At 44.2% G+C, this 19,769-nt stretch carries 16 protein-coding genes and 1 pseudogene; 10 read left to right on the forward strand and 7 right to left on the reverse strand.

From position 1 onward, the window contains the following. The first annotated feature begins 16 nt into the window (after nt 1-16). Together ACFQZI_RS13330 and ACFQZI_RS13335 are read left to right on the forward strand one after the other, a co-directional pair. The gene (locus ACFQZI_RS13330) at nt 17-400 is read left to right on the forward strand and encodes a response regulator (protein ID WP_377143204.1); all 384 of its coding nucleotides are present in this window, start codon (nt 17-19) and stop codon (nt 398-400) included. Continuing rightward, nucleotides 397-1,245, forward strand: coding sequence for an N-acetylglucosamine kinase (locus tag ACFQZI_RS13335; protein WP_377143206.1), 849 nt, complete (start codon nt 397-399; stop codon nt 1,243-1,245). Before ACFQZI_RS13330 ends, ACFQZI_RS13335 begins: the two co-directional genes overlap by 4 nt. A 9-nt stretch (nt 1,246-1,254) precedes the next feature. Here the strand turns inward: ACFQZI_RS13335 and lnt are convergent, their stop codons facing one another. The 3 genes and pseudogenes from lnt to rsmI all read right to left on the reverse strand — a co-directional run bounded on the left by lnt (nt 1,255) and on the right by rsmI (nt 4,046). After that, nucleotides 1,255-2,868, reverse strand: a complete 1,614-nt coding sequence (gene lnt, locus ACFQZI_RS13340; RefSeq protein ID WP_377143208.1) for an apolipoprotein N-acyltransferase — start codon at nt 2,866-2,868, stop codon at nt 1,255-1,257. A gap of 81 nt (nt 2,869-2,949) precedes the next feature. Then, nucleotides 2,950-3,246, reverse strand: a pseudogene (locus ACFQZI_RS13345) (GIY-YIG nuclease family protein). 77 nt (nt 3,247-3,323) lie between these two features. Beyond that, nucleotides 3,324-4,046 (reverse strand): 16S rRNA (cytidine(1402)-2'-O)-methyltransferase, encoded by a 723-nt coding sequence (rsmI, locus tag ACFQZI_RS13350; RefSeq protein ID WP_377143210.1) that lies wholly within the window; start codon nt 4,044-4,046, stop codon nt 3,324-3,326. Nucleotides 4,047-4,155: 109 nt separating this feature from the next. Here rsmI and serS point away from each other — a divergent pair, with 109 nt between their 5' ends. Continuing rightward, complete coding sequence (gene serS / locus ACFQZI_RS13355) at nt 4,156-5,427, forward strand: serine--tRNA ligase (RefSeq protein ID WP_377143212.1); 1,272 nt, start codon at nt 4,156-4,158, stop codon at nt 5,425-5,427. A gap of 424 nt (nt 5,428-5,851) precedes the next feature. Here the strand turns inward: serS and ACFQZI_RS13360 are convergent, their stop codons facing one another. Further along, nucleotides 5,852-7,669 (reverse strand): serine hydrolase domain-containing protein, encoded by a 1,818-nt coding sequence (locus ACFQZI_RS13360; protein ID WP_377143214.1) that lies wholly within the window; start codon nt 7,667-7,669, stop codon nt 5,852-5,854. Continuing rightward, nucleotides 7,656-9,287, reverse strand: a complete 1,632-nt coding sequence (locus ACFQZI_RS13365) for an amidohydrolase (protein WP_377143216.1) — start codon at nt 9,285-9,287, stop codon at nt 7,656-7,658. Before ACFQZI_RS13365 ends, ACFQZI_RS13360 begins: the two co-directional genes overlap by 14 nt. A 140-nt stretch (nt 9,288-9,427) precedes the next feature. On the opposite strand from ACFQZI_RS13365, the gene mutL reads away from it, so the two are divergent. The 6 genes from mutL (at nt 9,428) to ACFQZI_RS13395 (ending at nt 16,579) form a co-directional block, all read left to right on the forward strand. Continuing rightward, the gene (gene mutL / locus ACFQZI_RS13370; protein WP_377143218.1) at nt 9,428-11,284 is read left to right on the forward strand and encodes a DNA mismatch repair endonuclease MutL; all 1,857 of its coding nucleotides are present in this window, start codon (nt 9,428-9,430) and stop codon (nt 11,282-11,284) included. 35 nt (nt 11,285-11,319) lie between these two features. Next, nucleotides 11,320-12,039: a rhomboid family intramembrane serine protease gene (locus tag ACFQZI_RS13375; RefSeq protein ID WP_377143221.1), complete on the forward strand. Its 720-nt coding sequence runs from the start codon at nt 11,320-11,322 to the stop codon at nt 12,037-12,039. A gap of 59 nt (nt 12,040-12,098) precedes the next feature. Beyond that, entirely contained in the window at nt 12,099-12,941 is an 843-nt protein-coding gene (locus tag ACFQZI_RS13380; protein ID WP_377143223.1) for a rhomboid family intramembrane serine protease, read from the forward strand. A gap of 1 nt (nt 12,942) precedes the next feature. Continuing rightward, nucleotides 12,943-14,049: an endonuclease/exonuclease/phosphatase family protein gene (locus ACFQZI_RS13385; RefSeq protein WP_377143225.1), complete on the forward strand. Its 1,107-nt coding sequence runs from the start codon at nt 12,943-12,945 to the stop codon at nt 14,047-14,049. A 46-nt stretch (nt 14,050-14,095) separates the two neighbouring features. Continuing rightward, nucleotides 14,096-15,586: a cysteine--tRNA ligase gene (gene cysS, locus ACFQZI_RS13390; protein WP_377143227.1), complete on the forward strand. Its 1,491-nt coding sequence runs from the start codon at nt 14,096-14,098 to the stop codon at nt 15,584-15,586. A gap of 126 nt (nt 15,587-15,712) precedes the next feature. Beyond that, entirely contained in the window at nt 15,713-16,579 is an 867-nt protein-coding gene (locus tag ACFQZI_RS13395) for a hypothetical protein (protein ID WP_377143229.1), read from the forward strand. Nucleotides 16,580-16,645: 66 nt separating this feature from the next. Here ACFQZI_RS13395 and ACFQZI_RS13400 read toward each other — a convergent pair whose 3' ends face one another. Further along, the gene (locus ACFQZI_RS13400; RefSeq protein ID WP_377143231.1) at nt 16,646-17,608 is read right to left on the reverse strand and encodes an AAA family ATPase; all 963 of its coding nucleotides are present in this window, start codon (nt 17,606-17,608) and stop codon (nt 16,646-16,648) included. 2 nt (nt 17,609-17,610) lie between these two features. After that, nucleotides 17,611-18,993 carry a peptidylprolyl isomerase gene (locus ACFQZI_RS13405; RefSeq protein WP_377143232.1) on the reverse strand — a complete coding sequence of 461 codons (1,383 nt, stop codon included), beginning with the start codon at nt 18,991-18,993 and terminating at the stop codon, nt 17,611-17,613. 154 nt (nt 18,994-19,147) lie between these two features. On the opposite strand from ACFQZI_RS13405, the gene ACFQZI_RS13410 reads away from it, so the two are divergent. Continuing rightward, the gene (locus ACFQZI_RS13410) at nt 19,148-19,768 is read left to right on the forward strand and encodes a hypothetical protein (RefSeq protein WP_377143234.1); all 621 of its coding nucleotides are present in this window, start codon (nt 19,148-19,150) and stop codon (nt 19,766-19,768) included. Nucleotide 19,769 lies beyond the last annotated feature (1 nt).

The raw sequence follows: 19,769 nt of genomic DNA on the forward strand, positions 1-19,769 counted from the left end.
TTATTTTTGAACAACGATGCCTGTTCACTTCAATACATGCCTGCTCATAGATGACAATTATATTGACAACTTTGTCACGCGCAAAATTTTAGAGAGCGGCAAGTACGCAGATAACATAATTGTAATACAATCAGCACAAGATGCTATAAACGCCTTGCGCGATGGGAGCATTAAGCCCGACGCTATTTTTTTGGATATACGTATGCCCATGATGAGTGGGTTTGAGTTTTTACAGGAATACGAAGCGCTTGATCTGGATAACAAAGGCGTAGTGAAGATATTTATGCTTTCCTCGTCTCTTGACCCGACCGATATGAATAAATCAATGGGCAATAAATATGTTGCCCGTTTTGTTCATAAGCCGCTTACGCACCAGGCGCTTGAGGAACTTAGTACATGATATTAGTAGCAGACAGCGGATCATCTAAAACAGACTGGTTGCTATCAGTACCAGGACAGGAAAACAAAGCATTTAAGTCCGCCGGACTAAACCCATATTTTTTAACCGAAAAAGAAATAGCCAGGATCATACAGGAGCAAGTACCTGATATGGTGGCTTTAGCCGCGGATATTACCGAGATCTACTTTTTTGGCGCTGGCTGTTCCAGCCCCGACAGGCACGAGATAGTGTCTAACGCCATTAGTAGTTTAATACCTAATGCATATGTAAGTGTAGACAGCGACCTGCTGGCGTCGGCGTATGCAACCTGCGGACACGAAAAAGGGTTTTGCTGTGTGTTAGGTACAGGCTCAAACATCTCATTTTTTGATGGCGAAGATATTCACGACGGACAGCATGGCCTGGGATATGCACTGGGCGATGAAGGATCGGGCACATGGTTTGGCAAAGCCCTGGTAACCGACTACCTGTACGGCAATATGCCCGATGATATCAATGCTAAATTTAAGGCCGCTTACAACCTAAAAAAGGAAGACGTAATTGTAAACGTATATCAAAAGCCGCGGGGGAACTCTTACCTGGCAATTTTCTCTAAGTTTTTAACCGAGATCCGCAACACACAATACGGGCAGCAACTGCTTAAGAAAGGCCTGCTGGAGTTTGTTGATACCAATATCAAATCGTACCCACAATACAACAAATTTAAATGCCACTTTGTAGGCTCTATTGCCTATGTTTTTGCCGATGAGCTAAAAGCCGTTTGCGAAGAAAATGATGTGCATGTAGGTAAGATCATCCGCCAACCGATAAACGATCTGTTGGAGTTTATTTTGAAAAGAGGATAGGGTTTATCGTCAATGCTTAAATCCCTTCTTTAACCCGATCATAAATATCCCCAGCACCGCTAAAAAGCTGGCGATCTTTGGAATGTAATCGCCGTATTGTACATAAAACGTTATATCGGAATTAAGATTAATGTCCTGCTTTAACGCGGTGCGTACCCACCATTTGCTTTGCTGCACAATATCGCCACGCTGGTTGATGAATGCTGAGATACCCGTGTTAGCCGAGCGGCATACCCAGCGGCGGGTTTCAATAGCGCGGAGCTTTGCGTAATCGAGGTGCTGGTCTTTACCAGATGTATTTTCCCACCAGCCATCGTTGGTTATAATGGCGATGAACTGGGCGCCCTGCTTTACATATTTGGATACCCATTCGCCCCAAATGGATTCGAAACAGATGACCGGTGCGGCGCCTATACCGCTTTGCGAGTAAAATACGGTTGGCTCGGTTTGCATACCATAAGCCCCGGTAGCACCGCCCAAATGCTCAAAGGCCGGTTTCAGGAACGATAAGGTATTACCAAAAGGCAGCGATTCGGCACCCGGCACCAACCTCGATTTATGATAGAACTGAACCTTAGATGAATTTTCGATATTGATTGCCGAACTAAACCTGTCGTAAAACATTCCCGGCTCGTTAGGCATTTCGCTTGCTGTTTTGGTGCTACGTTTAGTGTAGAATTTATGTGTTTCCCCGCCGGTTAAAACGTTGGCATTTTTAAAACGATTTAAAAATTTCCGTACCTGCAGGTAGCTGACCTCAGTATAAATATGGTCTTCGTCCATGTCCTGCGAAAGCGCGGTTTCGGGCCAAATAAAGTACTCGGTATTACGTTGGCCGATTGAATCTGAAAGGCTGGTAAGCGCTTCTATCTGTGTTTGAATGGGGATGATGCCCTCTTTCTCGTATGGGTCGATGTTTGGCTGCGCCACCACAATGTTTGAGGGGTTTATCTGCTCCTTATAACTGTGGTATCTAAACAAAGACAAACTTAAAGGCAATACCAAAACTAAAAATGATGCAATTATAAGCTTGATGCGGGTAGCTTTGCCTTGTTGCTCACGTAAACCGACATACAGCAGGAATAGTAAAATATTGATTGCCCATATCCAGATGGTGCCGCCATAAACGCCGGTGTGCTCATACCATTGCACCCATTTGTGCGAGGTGGCAAAACCGTTACCCAGCGTCATCCACGGGAAATTCAAATCCCAGCTTTGATGCAGGTATTCGTAACCTATCCAAAAACAAACTAAAGCAACCAACGAAAGCGCCCGGTTGGAGATTAGCCTTACCCTGTAGTATAGCCAACATGCCGTAGCCATCAAAAGCGGCCCAAGCGAGTAGGGTATCAGCGAAATCGGCGCAGCCGCTACCGGGCCAATTATTTTTAACGAATTATAAACCCAGTAAACACAAAGCGTATTCCAGATAAAGAAACCAATGAAGGTAGTTGCGAAGATCTTTTTCCCCTTTTTGGCAACATCAGCCCGGATAATATTTTCCATAGCGATCAGCATCGGCACTAAGCCCACAAATAAAAAGAATGTGGTGTACTGCGTAGGCGGCCATGCTATCCAAAGCAGCAGTCCGGAGAATATAGAGAGTAGTAAGTTTTTTTTCATTTAGTATAATATCAATTATGCAATAACCCCATATGTCATTGCGAGCGATAGCGTGACAATCTCGTAGCCAATGCTAGCCGCTTAGTCATACCAGCCATTGCTTAAATCGTTCCAGGCAGGATTATCTTTAATTATCAAATCTATTTTCTTTCTTCGCGAGCCTGCTTTTAGCTGTTTTTCCCGGTCAATAGCATCTTGTATCCACTGAAACTCCTCAAAGTAAACCAATTTATTGCAATCATACTTTGTAGAAAAGCCTTTATAAATTTTTTGTTTATGTTGCAAAATTCACCCTTGTATGTCGCTTGTTACGCCAATATAAAACACGGTATTTGCTTTATTAGTTATGATATAGACAGCAAATTCATTTATCTGCATAAAGTTTAATTTGCATGCGACGAGATTGCCGCGTCGCTATCGCTCCTCGCAATGACATATTTATTAATTGGAAGAAACTAATCCTCATCATCCCCATACTTTTTTTTCTTTTTATCCCCTTCGGCAGGCACGGCACCGGCAACGCACAGTACAAATTCACCTTTTATGGGATGCGTTTCAAAATACGCTTTCACTTCGGTTACGGTTCCCCGTACGGTTTCTTCAAACATCTTGGTAAGCTCGCGCGATACGGAAAGCTGCCTGTCGGCGCCAAAATAGGTTGCCATTTCCTCAAGTGTTTTCAATAAACGGTGCGGCGACTCGTAAAGTATCATGGTACGCTCTTCCGTCGCCAGGAACTTATAACGGGTTTGTCGGCCTTTCTTAAGCGGTAAAAATCCTTCAAAACAAAACTTATCTGTAGGGAAACCTGAATTAACCAGCGCCGGCACAAATGCCGTAGCGCCGGGCAGGCATTCAATCGCAATGTTAAATTTCAAAGCCTCGCGTACAAGGTAAAAACCCGGGTCGGAGATGGCCGGCGTACCCGCGTCGCTTATCAGCGCTATGTTTTGCCCTGTTAACAGGAACTTGATAATTTCGTTACTGGCCTGGCGCTCGTTATGCTGATGATGCGCGAACACCTTGTTCTGAATGTCGAAATGTTTCAGCATAGGGGCAGAAGTGCGGGTATCTTCAGCCAGTATAAGGTCGGCTTCCTTTAAAACACGGATAGCCCTAAAGGTCATGTCCTCCAGGTTGCCAATTGGGGTAGGTACTAAATATAGTTTGCCGGTCATTCAGTTTGCGGTTGGCTGTTTGCAGTTAGCGTCACCGCGCCTACAAAAAAACTGTAAACTGCCTGCGGCAAACTGCAAACTGTTATATTTGCTTTTTAAAATAAAATCAATGCTGCAAGTTAGTTATATCCGCGATAACAGGGAACAGGTTTTAAAACGTTTGGCTGTAAAAAATTTTAAACAGCCCGAATTGGTAGATGAAGTGATTGGCCTTGACGAGAAACGCCGCCAAACACAGAACCAGCTGGATACCGTATCGTCGCAGGCTAACGCCGCTGCCAAACAAATTGGCGAGCTGATGCGCAACGGTAAAAAGGACGAGGCCGAAGCCATAAAAGCCAATACCGGCAAGTGGAAAGAAGAAATCAAACAGCTTGGTGAACAATTGGCCGTGTTTGAAACCGAATTGCAGGATAAACTGGTATTGCTACCCAACCTGCCGCATTCATCAGTACCAAAAGGCTTAACACCCGAGGAAAACGAAGTTGTATTAGAGAATGGCCAAAAGCCGCAGTTACCGGTCAATGCCCTCCCGCACTGGGAACTTGCCGCTAAATATAATTTGATAGATTTTGAACTCGGTGTTAAAATAACGGGTGCAGGTTTTCCGGTTTATAAGAACAAAGGTGCTAAACTGCAACGCGCGCTCATCAACTTTTTTATTGATGAGGCCGAGAAAGCGGGTTACAGTGAAGTAAGCGTTCCATTGATGGTTAATGCTGCTTCAGGATTTGGAACCGGGCAGTTGCCGGATAAAGAAGGGCAGATGTATTTTGTGAATGAGGACGAGCTTTATCTGATACCCACCGCAGAGGTGCCTATTACCAACCTGTACCGTGATGTGATCCTGAAAGGTGATGAGCTGCCTGTAAAGAACTGCGGGCATACGCCATGTTTCCGCCGCGAGGCAGGTTCTTATGGTGCGCACGTACGTGGTTTGAACCGTTTGCACCAGTTTGATAAGGTAGAGATAGTACAAATAGTACATCCCGATAATTCTTACGACGTTTTAGAGGGTATGAGCGCCCATGTGCAAGGCCTGCTGCAAAAGCTTGGCTTGCCATACCGTGTATTGCGCCTTTGCGGTGGCGATATGGGTTTTGCATCAGCACTTACTTACGATATGGAAACCTGGAGTGCGGCACAACAGCGCTGGTTAGAGGTATCATCTGTATCAAACTTCGAAACTTTCCAGAGCAACCGACTTAAACTTCGTTTCCGCAATGCCGAAGGTAAAACACAACTGGCCCACACACTTAATGGCAGTGCCCTCGCTTTGCCACGTATAGTTGCTACTTTGTTGGAGAATAACCAAACCGATAAAGGTATTAAAGTACCGGAGGTGCTTGTGCCTTATACGAAGTTTGAGTGGATAGATTAGAATGAATTTTACAATCAAAAAAGCTGCGACTATACTCTTTTGGATCCATTTAATTCCAACCGTTTTTTTGATAGGTTTATTTTATGCGTTGTTTGACTACGAACCGCAAGACGGCTATATTAGAATATGGTCAGATTATATAGCAGCTTTATTAGTGGCGCTTTGGTTACTTTGCCCGGTAGTCTATTTTTTACAATTTAACTTCACCAAGTATAGACATAAGCGATATCTTTGGTATTATGCAACTATGGTAAATGCAATTTGCGGTGCTCTCGCTGTTGCGTTCTCAATTGCTTTAGTGTCTGGCATATCGCTTATAATAGCGTTAATATACTGGTTCTCTGTATATTTGGGTTATTCCACTTTAAATAAACTTCAATTGGTGACTCTTGTTAAAGATGCTTGATTAATTCCTTGGTGATTTTTACATTCCCTTCTGTATCGCCTCATAAACCGCGTCCTGTATCCTTGGGCGAATGTTTAGGCTGCCCAATTTATTGCTAACATTAGGATGCACCCGGTTTGACAGGAATATGTAAACCAATCCATATTTAGGATCTACCCATACACAGGTACCGGTAAAACCGGTGTGACCATAGGCCTGGTCTGATGCCAGTTTAGAAGGGTAATGCCTGTCGGCAATTGGATCCCAGCGGTCGAAACCTAAACCACGGCGGCTAATTGCCGATTGCTTGGAAGTCCACATGTCTACCGTGGCGGGTTTAACGTATTGTACGCCCCCATAAGTGCCACGGTTAAGCATCATTTGATATAAAATGGCAACATCATTGGCGCCGGCAAACACACCAGCATGGCCGGCAACGCCACCCATCAAGGCGGCTGTTGGGTCGTGTACATAACCGTCAATCAGGGTTTTGCGGTCTTTTCTATCGTCTTCGGTTGGTGGGATGCGGTCAGCAGGGAAACGGTATAGCGGCAAAAAGCCAGCGGTTTGCATTCCCAGCGGATTGTAAAATTTTTCCTGCACATATTTATTTAAAGGGATGGCTGTAATGGCTTCCTCAATTTGCTGCATAAATATCATGCCCACATCGCTGTAAACGTACTGCCCACGGGTTTTAACGGCAGACCTTAACGCAGCCGGCAACATTACTTCGTTAAAGTAACCTTTACGAACATAATATCTTTCGTTTACCTTAACAGGAAAGGCCGCAGATGAATCGGTGCTATGGTCGGCTGGCTTTATCACTTCAAAGGTGGAAATATCCGGGATCAGCCCGGCCTGGTGTTCCAGTATCTCGCGCACGGTAAGTGTTTTTTTATTGGTGTTGCGAGTGATTGGCCAATAAGTTCCCAATGTCGAATCGAGATTTAGCTTACCCTGATCGTATAGTTGCATGGCCTCCATGGTAGTTGCCGAGATCTTGGTCATGGAGGCGATGTCGAAGATGTCAGTTATCTTGTCGGGGATGCTATTGTCATAGGTGTGATAGCCGTAAGCCTTGTTAAATATTACCTTGCCATCTTTAGCTACCAGCACCACACAGCCCGGGGTGGCCCTGCTGCTGATGGCTTCCTGCGCAATGGCATCAATGGCTTTCAGGTTATCGGCATTAACACCGGCATCTTCGGGCACGGTATATTGCAGGCGGGTTTTAGATGTAAGGAAACCTGTGTTGACAGCGTATTTTGGCGAATACGTTTTGGTTAGCTTTTGTGTGATGGCTACTCCGCCGAAAATAGCCTGGGCGCTGTAGAAAGCGCCTATCTGAGAATTTTTAGACGACCATACAATGGGCGAAACCACATCATTTAATTTAGCCAGTGCCGTGTTGGTTCCCAATAAGGAAACCAACACGTTCTTCATTTTCTGGTTATCATTAATAAAACTGATAATGCCCGGGTTGCCCGCCTCAGCATCTGTTAACTGTATGATGAGCGTGTTATAAAATTTGGTATCCTGGGCCAGCATTTCCAAAGTTTTAACGGTTAGGTAGTCGGTGCCGTTAAAAGCATCTACTTTGGCATATTTATTCAGCAGGCTATCAAATGAGGTGCTGTAAACAGATGAAAAGTGAATGCTGGCTATTTTATTATTATCCACGTTTTGGAGGGGGATAAGCTGCTTTTCGTTATTCAGTAAAACGGTTGCCTGTTCTACCAATTGTTGCTCTTTAACGTATGCCTTACCCGTTAATGGTGGGTTTTGCGCACAAGCCGAATTAAAAAATGCAAACCCCGATAGCAGCAGGAAATAGATACGCTGCTTATTTTTTCTCATAAACCTTAACACCATTTATATACGTTTTTAAAACTTTAACATTTGGCAAATTGCTGCCTTTGGTTTTCATAATGTCCTGGTCAAGTATTATAAAGTCTGCATATTTGCCAACCTCTATACTGCCTTTTTCTTTTTCTTCAAAATTGGCTTTGGCTGCCCACATGGTCATGCCGCGCAGGGCCTCCATACGACTCAAAGCGTTCTCCATCTGGAAACCATCGCCCGGTTGCCCCTGCAAATTCTTGCGCTCGGTAGCAGCATAAAACGTGTGCATGGGGTTTATGTTTTCTACCGGGAAGTCGGTCCCCAGCGGAATCCAGCCATTTTGTTTCATAAGGTTTTTGTAGGCATAACCTGTTTTTAACCTGTCGGCGCCAAGGCGTTTTACGGCCCATGCCATATCTGATGTAGCATGGGTAGGCTGTACGGATGGGACGATATTATTCTCACCAAATATTTTTACATCCTCCGGCGATACAATTTGCGCGTGCTCTATCCGCCAGCGTTTATCGTTTTTCCCTTTTAGGTTGGCGGCGTAAATTTTAAGCATCACGCGGTTGGCGCTGTCACCAATAGCGTGGGTACACATCTGGAAACCTTTTTCGGCTATCTTTTTAGCTACTTCTTCAAAGTGGCTTTTCGGGCTCAATAGAAAACCGCTCCATTTTGCCTGGTCGGTGTAGGGGCGCAACAAACAAGCCCCGCGCGAGCCAAGCGCGCCATCAGCATAAACTTTAAACGCGCGCACGTTTAAGCCCGGTGTTTTATAAGCGCCGCGTTTAAACAGGTAATCGTAGTTCTCCTGCTGATCGGCAAGCATCAGGTAAAGGCGCATTTTAAGGTCGCCTTTGTGCTGCAGGGCGGCAATAACATTTATCAACTGGTATGGTACGCCGCAATCATCAACGGTAGTTAACCCAACGGCGAAGCAATTTTTTTGTGCGGCAAGCAAACCGCTTTGTACCATTTGCTCGGTTGGGGTAGGTATCTTGCGGGTAACAATGCCCACTGCGTTGTCTACCAAAATACCGGTAAGTTTTCCGCCAACGGTTTCTACCTCGCCGCCAATTATTTTTTGACCGGGTTTTACCCCCGCTATATTCAGAGCTGCCTGGTTAACAATCGCCGCGTGCCCGTCAACCCTGTTCAATATTACCGGGCGTACCGGGAACAACGAATCGAGTTTAGCTTTATTAGGGAATGCTTTGTTAGCCCAGATGTTCTGGTCCCAACCGCCGCCTACAATCCAGCCTTCGGTGTTATGTGAGGCGTAGCTTTTAACGGTATCTAAAACAGTCTCCCAGCTTTTAAGGCCAACCAGGTTCACATTTTGCAAGCCTAATCCATACTCATAAAAATGCGCGTGGGCATCAATAAAGCCGGGATATACAGCTTTGCCGCCGGCATCTACTACTTCGCGGGCTAAATATTTTTTTTCGAGGGTGTCAATATCACCAACGGCTGTTATTTTGCCATTACTCACTACAAAGGCATTAGCGGTAGAAAAGGAACTGTCTACAGTATATACAAGGGCGTTTTTTACGATCAGGTCGGCATTGTATTCTTTTTGTTTACATGCCGCCACCAGCAAAAACAGCACGGGCCAGAGTTTCTTCATATTAATAAACAGGTAGATGTAAATAATAGTAATGTAAATACTATATACAAGTATGTAAAGGTAAAGTTATGCAATCAAATAATTAATTTAGCGTCTTAATTGATGCGCCCGTTTTGGGTGCCGGAAGGGAAATATTTTTAATGCCAGATATAATTCAGCTTTTACCGGATGCCGTTGCCAATCAAATTGCCGCGGGCGAAGTAGTACAACGCCCCGCATCCGCAGTAAAAGAATTGATAGAGAACGCGATAGATGCCGGAGCCGATAAAATTCAGCTGATATTAAGGGACGCGGGTAAATCACTGATGCAGGTGATTGATAACGGCTGCGGTATGAGCCTTACCGACGCGCGCATGTGTTTTGAACGCCACGCAACATCGAAGATCCGCAAGGCCGAAGACCTTTTTGCCATCCGTACTATGGGTTTCAGGGGCGAGGCTATGGCGTCTATTGCAGCAATTGCGCAGGTGGAACTAAAAACCCGCCGCCACGAGGATGAGCTGGGTACCTGCATTCAGATAGAAGGATCGGAAGTGATAAGCCAGGAGGCCTGCTCTGCCAATTTTGGCACCTCCATATCCATCAAAAACCTATTCTATAATACGCCCGCCCGCCGTAATTTTTTAAAAAGTAACCCGGTAGAGATGCGCCACATTATTGATGAGTTTCAGCGTGTGGCCTTGGCAAACCCGCAGGTTTTTTTAACGCTGCATCATGATGGGCAAGAAGTTTATCACCTGCCTGCCGCGGCGTTAAAGCAACGTATTGTACATCTGTTTGGGAATAACTATAACCAGCGGCTGGTGCCCGTGGAAGAAGAAACCACCATCATCAACCTGCGTGGTTTTGTAGGTAAGCCCGAGTTTGCACGTAAAACCCGCGGCGAGCAGTTCTTTTTTGTAAACAACCGTTTTATTAAGGATGCTTACCTTAACCACGCGGTGTTAACAGCCTTCCAGGAATTATTGCCCGATGAGACCTTTCCGCTGTATGTGCTTTTTATTGATATTGACCCGGCCAAGATAGATATCAACGTGCATCCTACAAAAACGGAGATAAAATACCAGGACGAAAAATCTATCTACGCTATTATCCGCTCAGCGGTAAAACGTTCATTAGGTAAGTACAATATTACGCCGACATTGGATTTTGACCAGGAGAACAGCATAGGCCATCTTATCACTCCAAAACCTTTTGAAGAGATAATACAGCCAACAATTGCTTTTAACCCGGATTTTAATCCCTTCGCCAGCGAAAAAAAGGCAAGTGACCGCGAGATCCCTTTCCTGCGCGATACGCAAAGCCATCAAACCGCTATCCCACGTAACTGGGATACTTTGTACGAAATAAGCAAGAAAGAAGAAACCCTGCAGCACCAGATGCACGAGGAAGCAAGCATCCCGGTAAATGAGCAGGAGATAAGCAAAAGCAGCGAGAAGCAATTCTTCCAGGTGCATAACAGGTTTATCTTGTCGCAGATAAAGTCGGGATTTATGCTCATTAACCAGCAGGCCGCCCATGAGCGTATTTTGTACGAGCGTTTTTTGCAGCAATTGCAAAACCATAGCGGGGTTAGTCAACAGAGTTTATTTCCGCAATCTGTTACACTAAACAGCAGCGATTTTGAGTTATTGAAAGAACTATTGCCTGATATACGCGCGCTTGGTTTTGATATACGCGAGTTTGGCCGTAACACCGTTGTGGTAGAGGGCATCCCGGCAGATATTACCAATGCCAGCGAGAATGAATTGCTTGAGCAACTACTGGAAGGGTTTAAAAACAACCTGAGCATATTGAAGTTAGATAAGCGCGATAACCTTGCCCGCTCGCTGGCACGCAACGCCGCCCTAAAAACTGGTGTAAAGCTTAGCATGGAAGAGATGAACCAACTGGTAGACCAGCTTTTTGCCTGCCAGATGCCAAACCTTGCGTTAAATGGCAAGCCCGTAATTAGTACCTTTACGCTTAACGAGTTAGCAGAACGATTTGAAAAATAGCTTAACAGCTTAAACCATATTTACACGTACACAAAATGCAATCACCATTTGCCAATATGCCGCCGGTTGTAAAAAACCTGCTTATCATTAATATTATTTTCTTTATTGCCACTTATGCTTTAGCCAGTTTAGTAGATATGAGCGTCCTTTTTGGAGCGCATTATCCTGCTTCACCGTTGTTTAGGCCATGGCAGCCCATCACTTACATGTTTATGCATGGCGGTTTTGGCCATATCTTTTTTAACATGTTCGCACTCGTTTCTTTTGGACCGATGCTGGAATATACGATAGGGTCTAAAAAGTTTTTCAACTTTTACTTTATAACAGGTATTGGTGGGTATATAATTAACACTATATGGACTGCGGTAGCGATACATGCTGCGGTAGGGGCCTTTTCTATTCCAAATGTCGAAATTGGCTACCTCGACCAATTTTTGGCATATGGCGACAGATTGCAGGCCCAGCACCTTTATGGCCTTTACAATGGTGGATTAGTTGGTGCATCTGGGGCAATATTCGGAATCCTTGTTGGTTTTGCTATGTTGTTCCCCAATTTGGAAATGATGATCATGTTTATTCCCGTACCAATTAAAGCCAAATATGTTGTTATAGGCTATATCGCACTTGAATTGTTTACCGGGGTAGGAAGTTTCGCAGGGGACGAAATTGCCCACTTCGCCCACTTGGGCGGAGCGCTGTTCGGCTTCCTGTTAATTAAACTTTGGGGAGTAAAACGCCCTAACAATTTTTATTAGCGGCTGTTAAATAAGTTTAAAATCGGGTTATGACACTCTGGCAAGAAATCCAATATAAAATGATAAGATCGGGCAATAAGCTTGTTTGGCTTATCGGTATAAACATTATTGTTTTTCTTATCATTAACGTGCCGGCTGTTGCCGAACAGCTTTTTATTACAGGTTTTGGTAACAGCCATATTCTGGCTTTTATTCATGAATATTTATTCCTCCCTGCGTCGTTGCCAAAACTGCTCCACCGTTTTTGGACACCCTTTACCTATATGTTTATGCACTCCGGGCCTATGCATGTTTTATTTAACATGGCATGGTTATACTGGATGGGTCAGATATTCGAGGATTTTTTAGGTAACAAACGCACAATAGGTTTGTATCTTTTTGGAGGTTTAACAGGCGGGGTGTTGTTTGTAGCTTGTTATAATTTATTGCCGGCTTTTACAAATATACAGGCGGCATCCTTTAGCTCGGTTGTTGGTGCATCTGCCAGTGTTATGGCTGTTGTTGTAGCTACTGCTACGTTGCTTCCCAATTACACAGTAGGATTGTTTTTGATCGGCCCTGTTAAATTAAAATACTTGGTGATTTTTATGGTGATTATTGATTTTATATTGATTGCAGAAGATAATCCTGGCGGCGAGATTGCCCACCTTGGCGGCGCGTTGTTTGGCTTTATTTACATTAAACAAATGCAACGCGGCAACGACTGGATACTTGGTATCAATAAGTTATTCGCCCCGAAACCTAAATTGCGGGTAGTGAGCAATAATACCAATCAACGGAAAGCCTCAACCGCGCCAAAACAGGAAGACCTGGATCGTATCCTCGATAAAATATCAGCCACGGGTTACGATAGCCTAAGCAAACAGGAAAAGGAAACCCTCGATAATTTGAGCAAGCAATAAAATGGCTAAGAATAAACGGCTACCCTTTATTGACCGTGTTTTCCTTTGGATAAATTATGCATTGTGCGCCGCTCTGCTGTTGGGCTACATGGCGCCGTATATAGATCCGCGCACATTTTGGCCCATCGCGTTTTTCGGGTTGGCTTATCCGCCCTTTCTGTTAGCCAATGTTATCATTATGTTTTACTGGCTTATCCGCCGCAGCTGGTTTATTGGATTGTCGCTGGTTACCATATTAATAGGCTGGAATGTGCTTAATAATAATATTGGCATCCGGCTGCCTGCAGGTGCAAGCCAGGCAGCGCCTAAAAGGCAGTTGCGTATGATGACCTACAATGTGCACGATTTTAAAAGGTACGGCGCTAAAAATGATGTTTCTACCAGGCACGAGATACTCGACCTTATAGGCCAGGAGCTACCGGATGTAATAGGCATACAGGAGTTTTTTACGCGTAAAAAAGGGCAGTATGCCATGATAGATTCTATCAAGAAAGTAATGCGGGCCACTCATTATTATTTTGAGCCCACCATGACCAGCGCCAGCGAATCTATAGGCATGGCTATATTTTCAAAGTTTCCCATTAAAGCGTATGGTTTAGTACAGCTTACCGCTAAAAGCGGTAACCAGTGTGTATATGTGGATGTCCAAAAAGATAGTACTATGCTAAGGATCTACAGCGTGCACTTGCAATCGATAGCTTTTGAACCGCAGGATTATAAATACCTGGGCAACCTTTCGAGCAAAGGCAAAACAGATATTGGTGCCACCAAACGGGTAGGATGGAAACTGAAGACCGCTTTCCAGAAACGTGCCGAGCAGGTATTTAAGATAAAGGATCATGCCAGGCAATGTCCTTATCCGTATATTATTTCGGGCGATTTCAATGATACGCCATCATCATTCGCTGTAAATCAAATGGCCAGGGGCCTAAAAAACGCGTTCAGGGAAAAAGGAGCTGGGTTAGGCCGCACCTACAACGGCGCTTTCCCTAACTACCAGATAGATTATGTAATGGTAAGCCCCCAGTTTGATGTGGCGGAGTATAAGATCATCGAAAAAAAATTGTCAGACCATTATCCTTTAAGCACGTTGCTTACATTAAAATAATAACATCCAAATTAAACTCCACGCCTAAAATTGTAAGTTTGCGCTTATGGAACAAAAATTATTTGTTTACAATACTTTAACACGTAAAAAAGAAGAGTTTAAGCCGCTGAACGAAGGCCACGTAGGTATGTACGTTTGCGGGCCAACCGTATACAGCGATGTGCATATAGGCAACTGCCGTACTTTTATTTCGTTTGACCTGATCTACAGATACCTGTTGCACCTTGGGTACAAAGTGCGCTACGTGCGTAATATTACTGATGCAGGCCACCTGGAGGGCGATAGTGACGAGGGCGAGGACAAAGTATCTAAAAAAGCAAAAATAGCCCAGTTAGAGCCGATGGAAATTGTACAGAAATATACTGTAGATTTTCATAAGGTGATGGAAACGTTTAATACCCTTCCGCCAAGCATCGAGCCAACCGCAACGGGGCACATTATTGAGCAAATTGAACTGGTAAAGGACATTCTTGATAAAGGTTATGCCTATGAAGTAAACGGTTCGGTTTATTTTGATGTAGAAAAATATAATCAAAGTAAAGATTACGGTATACTGAACGGCCGCAAGCTGGAAGATATGCTGAACAATACCCGCAGCCTTGGCGGGCAGGCCGAAAAGCACGGCAAACTTGATTTTGCACTGTGGATAAAAGCCAAGCCCGAACATTTGATGCAATGGCCCTCGCCATGGGGGATGGGTTTCCCGGGATGGCACCTGGAGTGCTCGGCCATGAGTAATAAATACCTCGGCCACCAATTTGATATTCATGGTGGAGGTATCGACCTGATGCCTACACACCACACCAACGAAATTGCGCAGAATGTAGCTTGCTGTGGCAAAAACCCTGCATCGTACTGGTTGCATACCAATATGCTTACCATGAACGGGCAAAAGATGTCTAAGTCACTAGGGAACAGCTTTTTGCCACATGAGCTATTCGCCGGCGACCATCCATTGTTAAAAAAGGGCTATAGCCCTATGACGGTAAGGTTCTTTTTTATGCAGGCCAGCTACCGCAGCACGGTAGATTTTAGTAACGAGGCTATTGAGGCGGCAGAGATATTTTATAAGAAACTGGCCGAGAGCGCCAAGAAGCTTGCTTCGCTGCAACAGAATGAGTTAACTACCGTCGACGAAGAAACAAATAAAGCCATAAACGATATTTGCGATGATTGCTACAACAGCATGAACGACAATTTTAATTCGCCAAAAACGTTAGATGCTCTAAATAATCTGTCAAAGTGGATCAATTCGTATGCTGCCGCTACCCGTAATTCGGGCGAAATAACTGCGGAGACCTTTGAACGGATGAAGAAAACTTATAATGATTTCTTTTACGATGTTTTAGGGTTAAAGCAGGACGATAACGAGAATGCTGATACAAACGATCTGATGAACCTGATTATTAAGCTCCGTAACGAAGCTAAATTAAACAAAGACTACGCTACATCTGACAAGATACGCGAAGGGCTAAAGAATATTGGTTTTCAGCTAAACGACAGTAAGCAGGGGACAACCGACTGGGTAAGGATCTAAACGCCTTCTTGTTAATAAACGTTAAAACAAGTACTATACTAAAACAATTAGGGCCGGGCTGCCTTTATGTTAATCAGTTAAAATAATCACTAAATTGCCCTGGCAAAATCTATACTACGTAAACACATGAGAAAATTATTATTAAGTGCTATTATATTATCGGGCCTTAACCTTACAGCAAATGCGCAAACCAAGGTAGAAGTAGCCTCTGTTGTAAATGCCGAAGAAAGTTTTAATAAAACAGTTGAACGTAAAGGAATTAAAGACGGCTTTTTGGCCGTAGCCGATGCCGAAGGCATTGTGTTTAAACCTAATGCCGTTAAAATAACCGATTTTTACAGCGGTATAGAAAAGCAGCCCGGCAAACTTACCTCGCAGCCAAAATTCGCGCGTATATCTGCCAATGGCGACTTGGGCTTTACCGCGGGCCCGTATGTTTATCAGAACAGCAAAAACGATGATGACAAGGTTTATGGCGATTACGTGTCCTTATGGCGCCTGGATAATGCCGATCGAAAATTTAAGCTGCTTTTAAACTTAGGTATTCAACACCCCGAGCCTGAACAGGAAGCAATAACTGATTTTAAGGAGCCCGACCTTACCAAACAAAAAGCACCAAGCAAAGACCCGTTTGCCGGCAAGAATGTTTTAATAGCTACCGATAAAACGCTCAACCACTCGTTAGAGCTGTCTACGCTGGCAGGATATAAAGAATTTTTAAGCGCTGAAGCACGTTATTACTTCCCGGGTTTTGAACCAATGGCGGGTACCGATAAAATATTGAAGTTTATTGATAACGAGGGCATCAGCATATTTGCCGAAACGGTTAATGTTGGCCGCTCTACCAGTAACGATCTTGCCTACACCTATGGCACAGCCCGCATTAAAAAAGGCAACATCGTTAATAACTACAACTATGTGCGTATTTGGGAAATAGACGCCAACCACAGGTGGAACGTGTTGTTAGAGATCTTCTCGACGGTAGAAAACTAAAAGATTTTAGATTTTTAGCTATTCAGAATTAGCTTTAGCGTTTGGTCTTGATAGCTATCGGGACTGTTAAAACAACTGCTCAATAATATCATTCGCGGTTAAGCCTTCGGCTTCGGCGTGGTAACTGCGTACAATGCGGTGGCTTAGTATAGGCTTGGCTACTGCCTGTACATCCTCAATATCCGGCGAGTACTTGCCGTTGAGTACAGCGTGGCATTTAGCCCCCAGGATTAGAAATTGTGAAGCACGCGGGCCAGCGCCCCAGTTTAACAAGCGCTTTACCTGCGGGCTTGCAAACTCGCCATTAGGCCTGGTTTTACTAACCAGTTTAACGGCGTACTCCAAAACATTATCACTTACGGGGATATTTCGAACCAATTGTTGGAAGTAGATGATCTGCTCCGCGTTGAGCTGTTTTTCAACCTTAACGTTGGCTGTGCTGGTGGTGTTTTTTACAACCTGCAATTCTTCTTTAAACGTAGGGTAGTCTAAAGCTACATTAAACATAAACCGGTCTAATTGCGCCTCGGGTAAAGGGTAAGTTCCTTCCTGCTCAATAGGGTTTTGTGTAGCTAATACAAAAAACGGTTTACCAAGTGTGTGTGTAACGCCTGCTGCTGTAACCGCTTTTTCCTGCATGGCCTCTAACAGCGCGGCCTGCGTCTTTGGCGGTGTGCGGTTTATTTCATCGGCCAGGATGATGTTAGAGAATACCGGGCCTTTTATAAATTTAAAATTTCTGTCCTCGCCTAAAATTTCCGAACCAACGATGTCAGACGGCATCAGGTCGGGGGTGAATTGTATCCGCTTAAAATCGAGGTCTAAAACCTGTGCTACGGTTTGTACCAGCAGTGTTTTGGCAAGCCCCGGTACGCCAACAAGCAGGCAGTGCCCGTTGCTAAAGATGGAGATCAGTACAAACTTAATTACTTCGTCCTGGCCTACTATCACTTTGCCAATTTCGGCGCGTATTTGCTGATAGGAATTCTTTAAAGCATCGGCGGCCTCAACATCTGAGCGGTATGGCATACTTATTCCGTTTTAGCTTGCGCGGTTGTTTCAGCAGTTATCCAGCCTTTTAACGGCGGGCAGCTTTGGTACTCAGGGTCAATTTTAATAAAGGTTTCTTTACGGCGTTTGTCAAACCACTGGCTAATGGTACGGCTTAGCTTATCGTTGGTAGCCGCCTCTTTAAGCTTTGCAAAGTCCTGCTCTAAATTAGCTTTGTGCGCGTTAGTGACAGATTTTAGGTATAAGATCTTATACGCTTTTTTACCGGTTTGCTGATCGGTAAATAACTGTGGTTTTGATACCGAACCAACTTTCATGGTATCGGTAGTGAGTGCTATCTGCGGATCAAGCTTATCTGTCGGGATGTAGGTAGAACGTGTTTGCACGTTATCGGCATTCAGCATCATACCACCATTAAACTTGGTTTCTTTATCATCAGAATAAAAAGCTGCGGCTGCGCTAAAATCAAATTTCTTAACCTTCATCATCACGTTGTAAACACTATCGGCAGTGGTTTTAGCACGTTCCAGGCTGGCTTCGGTTACAGCCGGGATAACTAACAAGTGGCGTACATGCACCTGCTCGCCGCGGCGCTCAATTACCTGTAAAAAGTGGAAACCATTTTCGGTCTCGAAAACATTGGAGATCTCGCCGGTTTTAAGTTTAAAAGCATTTGCTGTAAACTCTTTAACCATGGCAGTACGGTCAAAAAAGCCCAGGTCACCACCCTCCGGTGCAGAGCCGGGGTCTTGCGAGTAAAGCCTTGCTAATGTGCCAAAGTCTTCGCCTTTTTTTACCCTTGCCCTTAAATCTTCTGCCTTTTGTTTGTAAAACTCTTTTTCGTCTTTGTTAAGCTTTGGAGAAAACACGATCTCGCCAACCTCTATCTCTTTATTATAAGATGGCAAGCTGTCCTTAGGCATCGATTCAAAGTATTTTTTTACATCCTGTGGGGTGGTATTCACCTTCTCGGTGATCTTTGAACGCATGCGCTGGGCAACAAGCGACTCCTTAATATCCGGGCGAAGCTCATCTTTATACTGAATTACAGAGCGGCCTAAAAAGCCCTCCAACTTATCCTGGCTGCCTGCGCGTTGTATAAAGCTACGCATGCGGCGGTCAACCTCGGCATCAACTTCTTCGTCTTTTACCTGCACGCTATCAATAACCGCCTGCTGGGCAAGTAATTTTTGGGTAAGCTGGTTTTGTAAAATATAGCATTTAACGCTGGGGTTCGGCTGCTGACCGCTTACCAGGTATTGGGCGTATTGTAGTTCGATGTCTGACTGTAAAATTATACCACTGCCCACAACAGCCGCAATCTTATCAAGTGTGCGTACCTGTGCCTGGGCAAATGACAGAAATATTAAAGAAGTTATAATGGACAGTGCGATTTTTCTCATGTACTTTTTTAAACTAATTAGTACGGATATTTTATCCGTTAAAAATGCGAATTTCGGTAAATTTATTAATAATAAGTGTATAATTAAGCCGTAATGCGAATATGCTTATAATGCTTTAACAGGAATAGGTATTTTTGGTTAAAATATGTTAAATATGAAAGTTGACAACCCACAGGCCTTCGCTTATATTATGCAGGAAGAAATTTACCTGCTTAACAAGGATAAGGGGCTGTGTACAGGTAGTGCGATAGAAGAACAAGCCCCTACGGAAACCGTCCCGGTACACAGTCCTGCACAACCTGCCGCGCTTGTAGCAGCAGAACAGTCCATGGCCCTTGCAACCCCTGTGCTTAACACACCAATAACACCCCAGCCAATTGTACAAACGCCTGATAACGAATTTAATTATCTGGGTAAAAACAATAAGAACTTTGTGGTGCTGGTAAACTATGCAAATGAAGAACATATTGCAGCATCACACCTTGCCGCGCTGGAAAGTATACTGAAACGTAAAGACCTTACGCTTGACGATGTTGCAATACTGAACGTTAACAAATACGCGCCTGTAAAGCTTACCGCACTGGCCGCACACTTTACGCCAAAAAAGCTGGTTATTATGGGTGCCGATTCATTACCCGAGGGCATTGGTAAATTGCCTTTGAACCAGCCCTTACAAGGCAAAAAAACACACGTGTTGTACAGCTTTAGTTTTGATGAGATGATGAGTAGCAACGATAACAAAAAGCTATTTTGGGAACACATGAAAACCTTGTAAT

It is taken from the genome of Mucilaginibacter lutimaris (assembly GCF_042676625.1).
In the GTDB taxonomy this organism is placed as follows: Bacteria; Bacteroidota; Bacteroidia; order Sphingobacteriales; family Sphingobacteriaceae; genus Mucilaginibacter; species Mucilaginibacter lutimaris.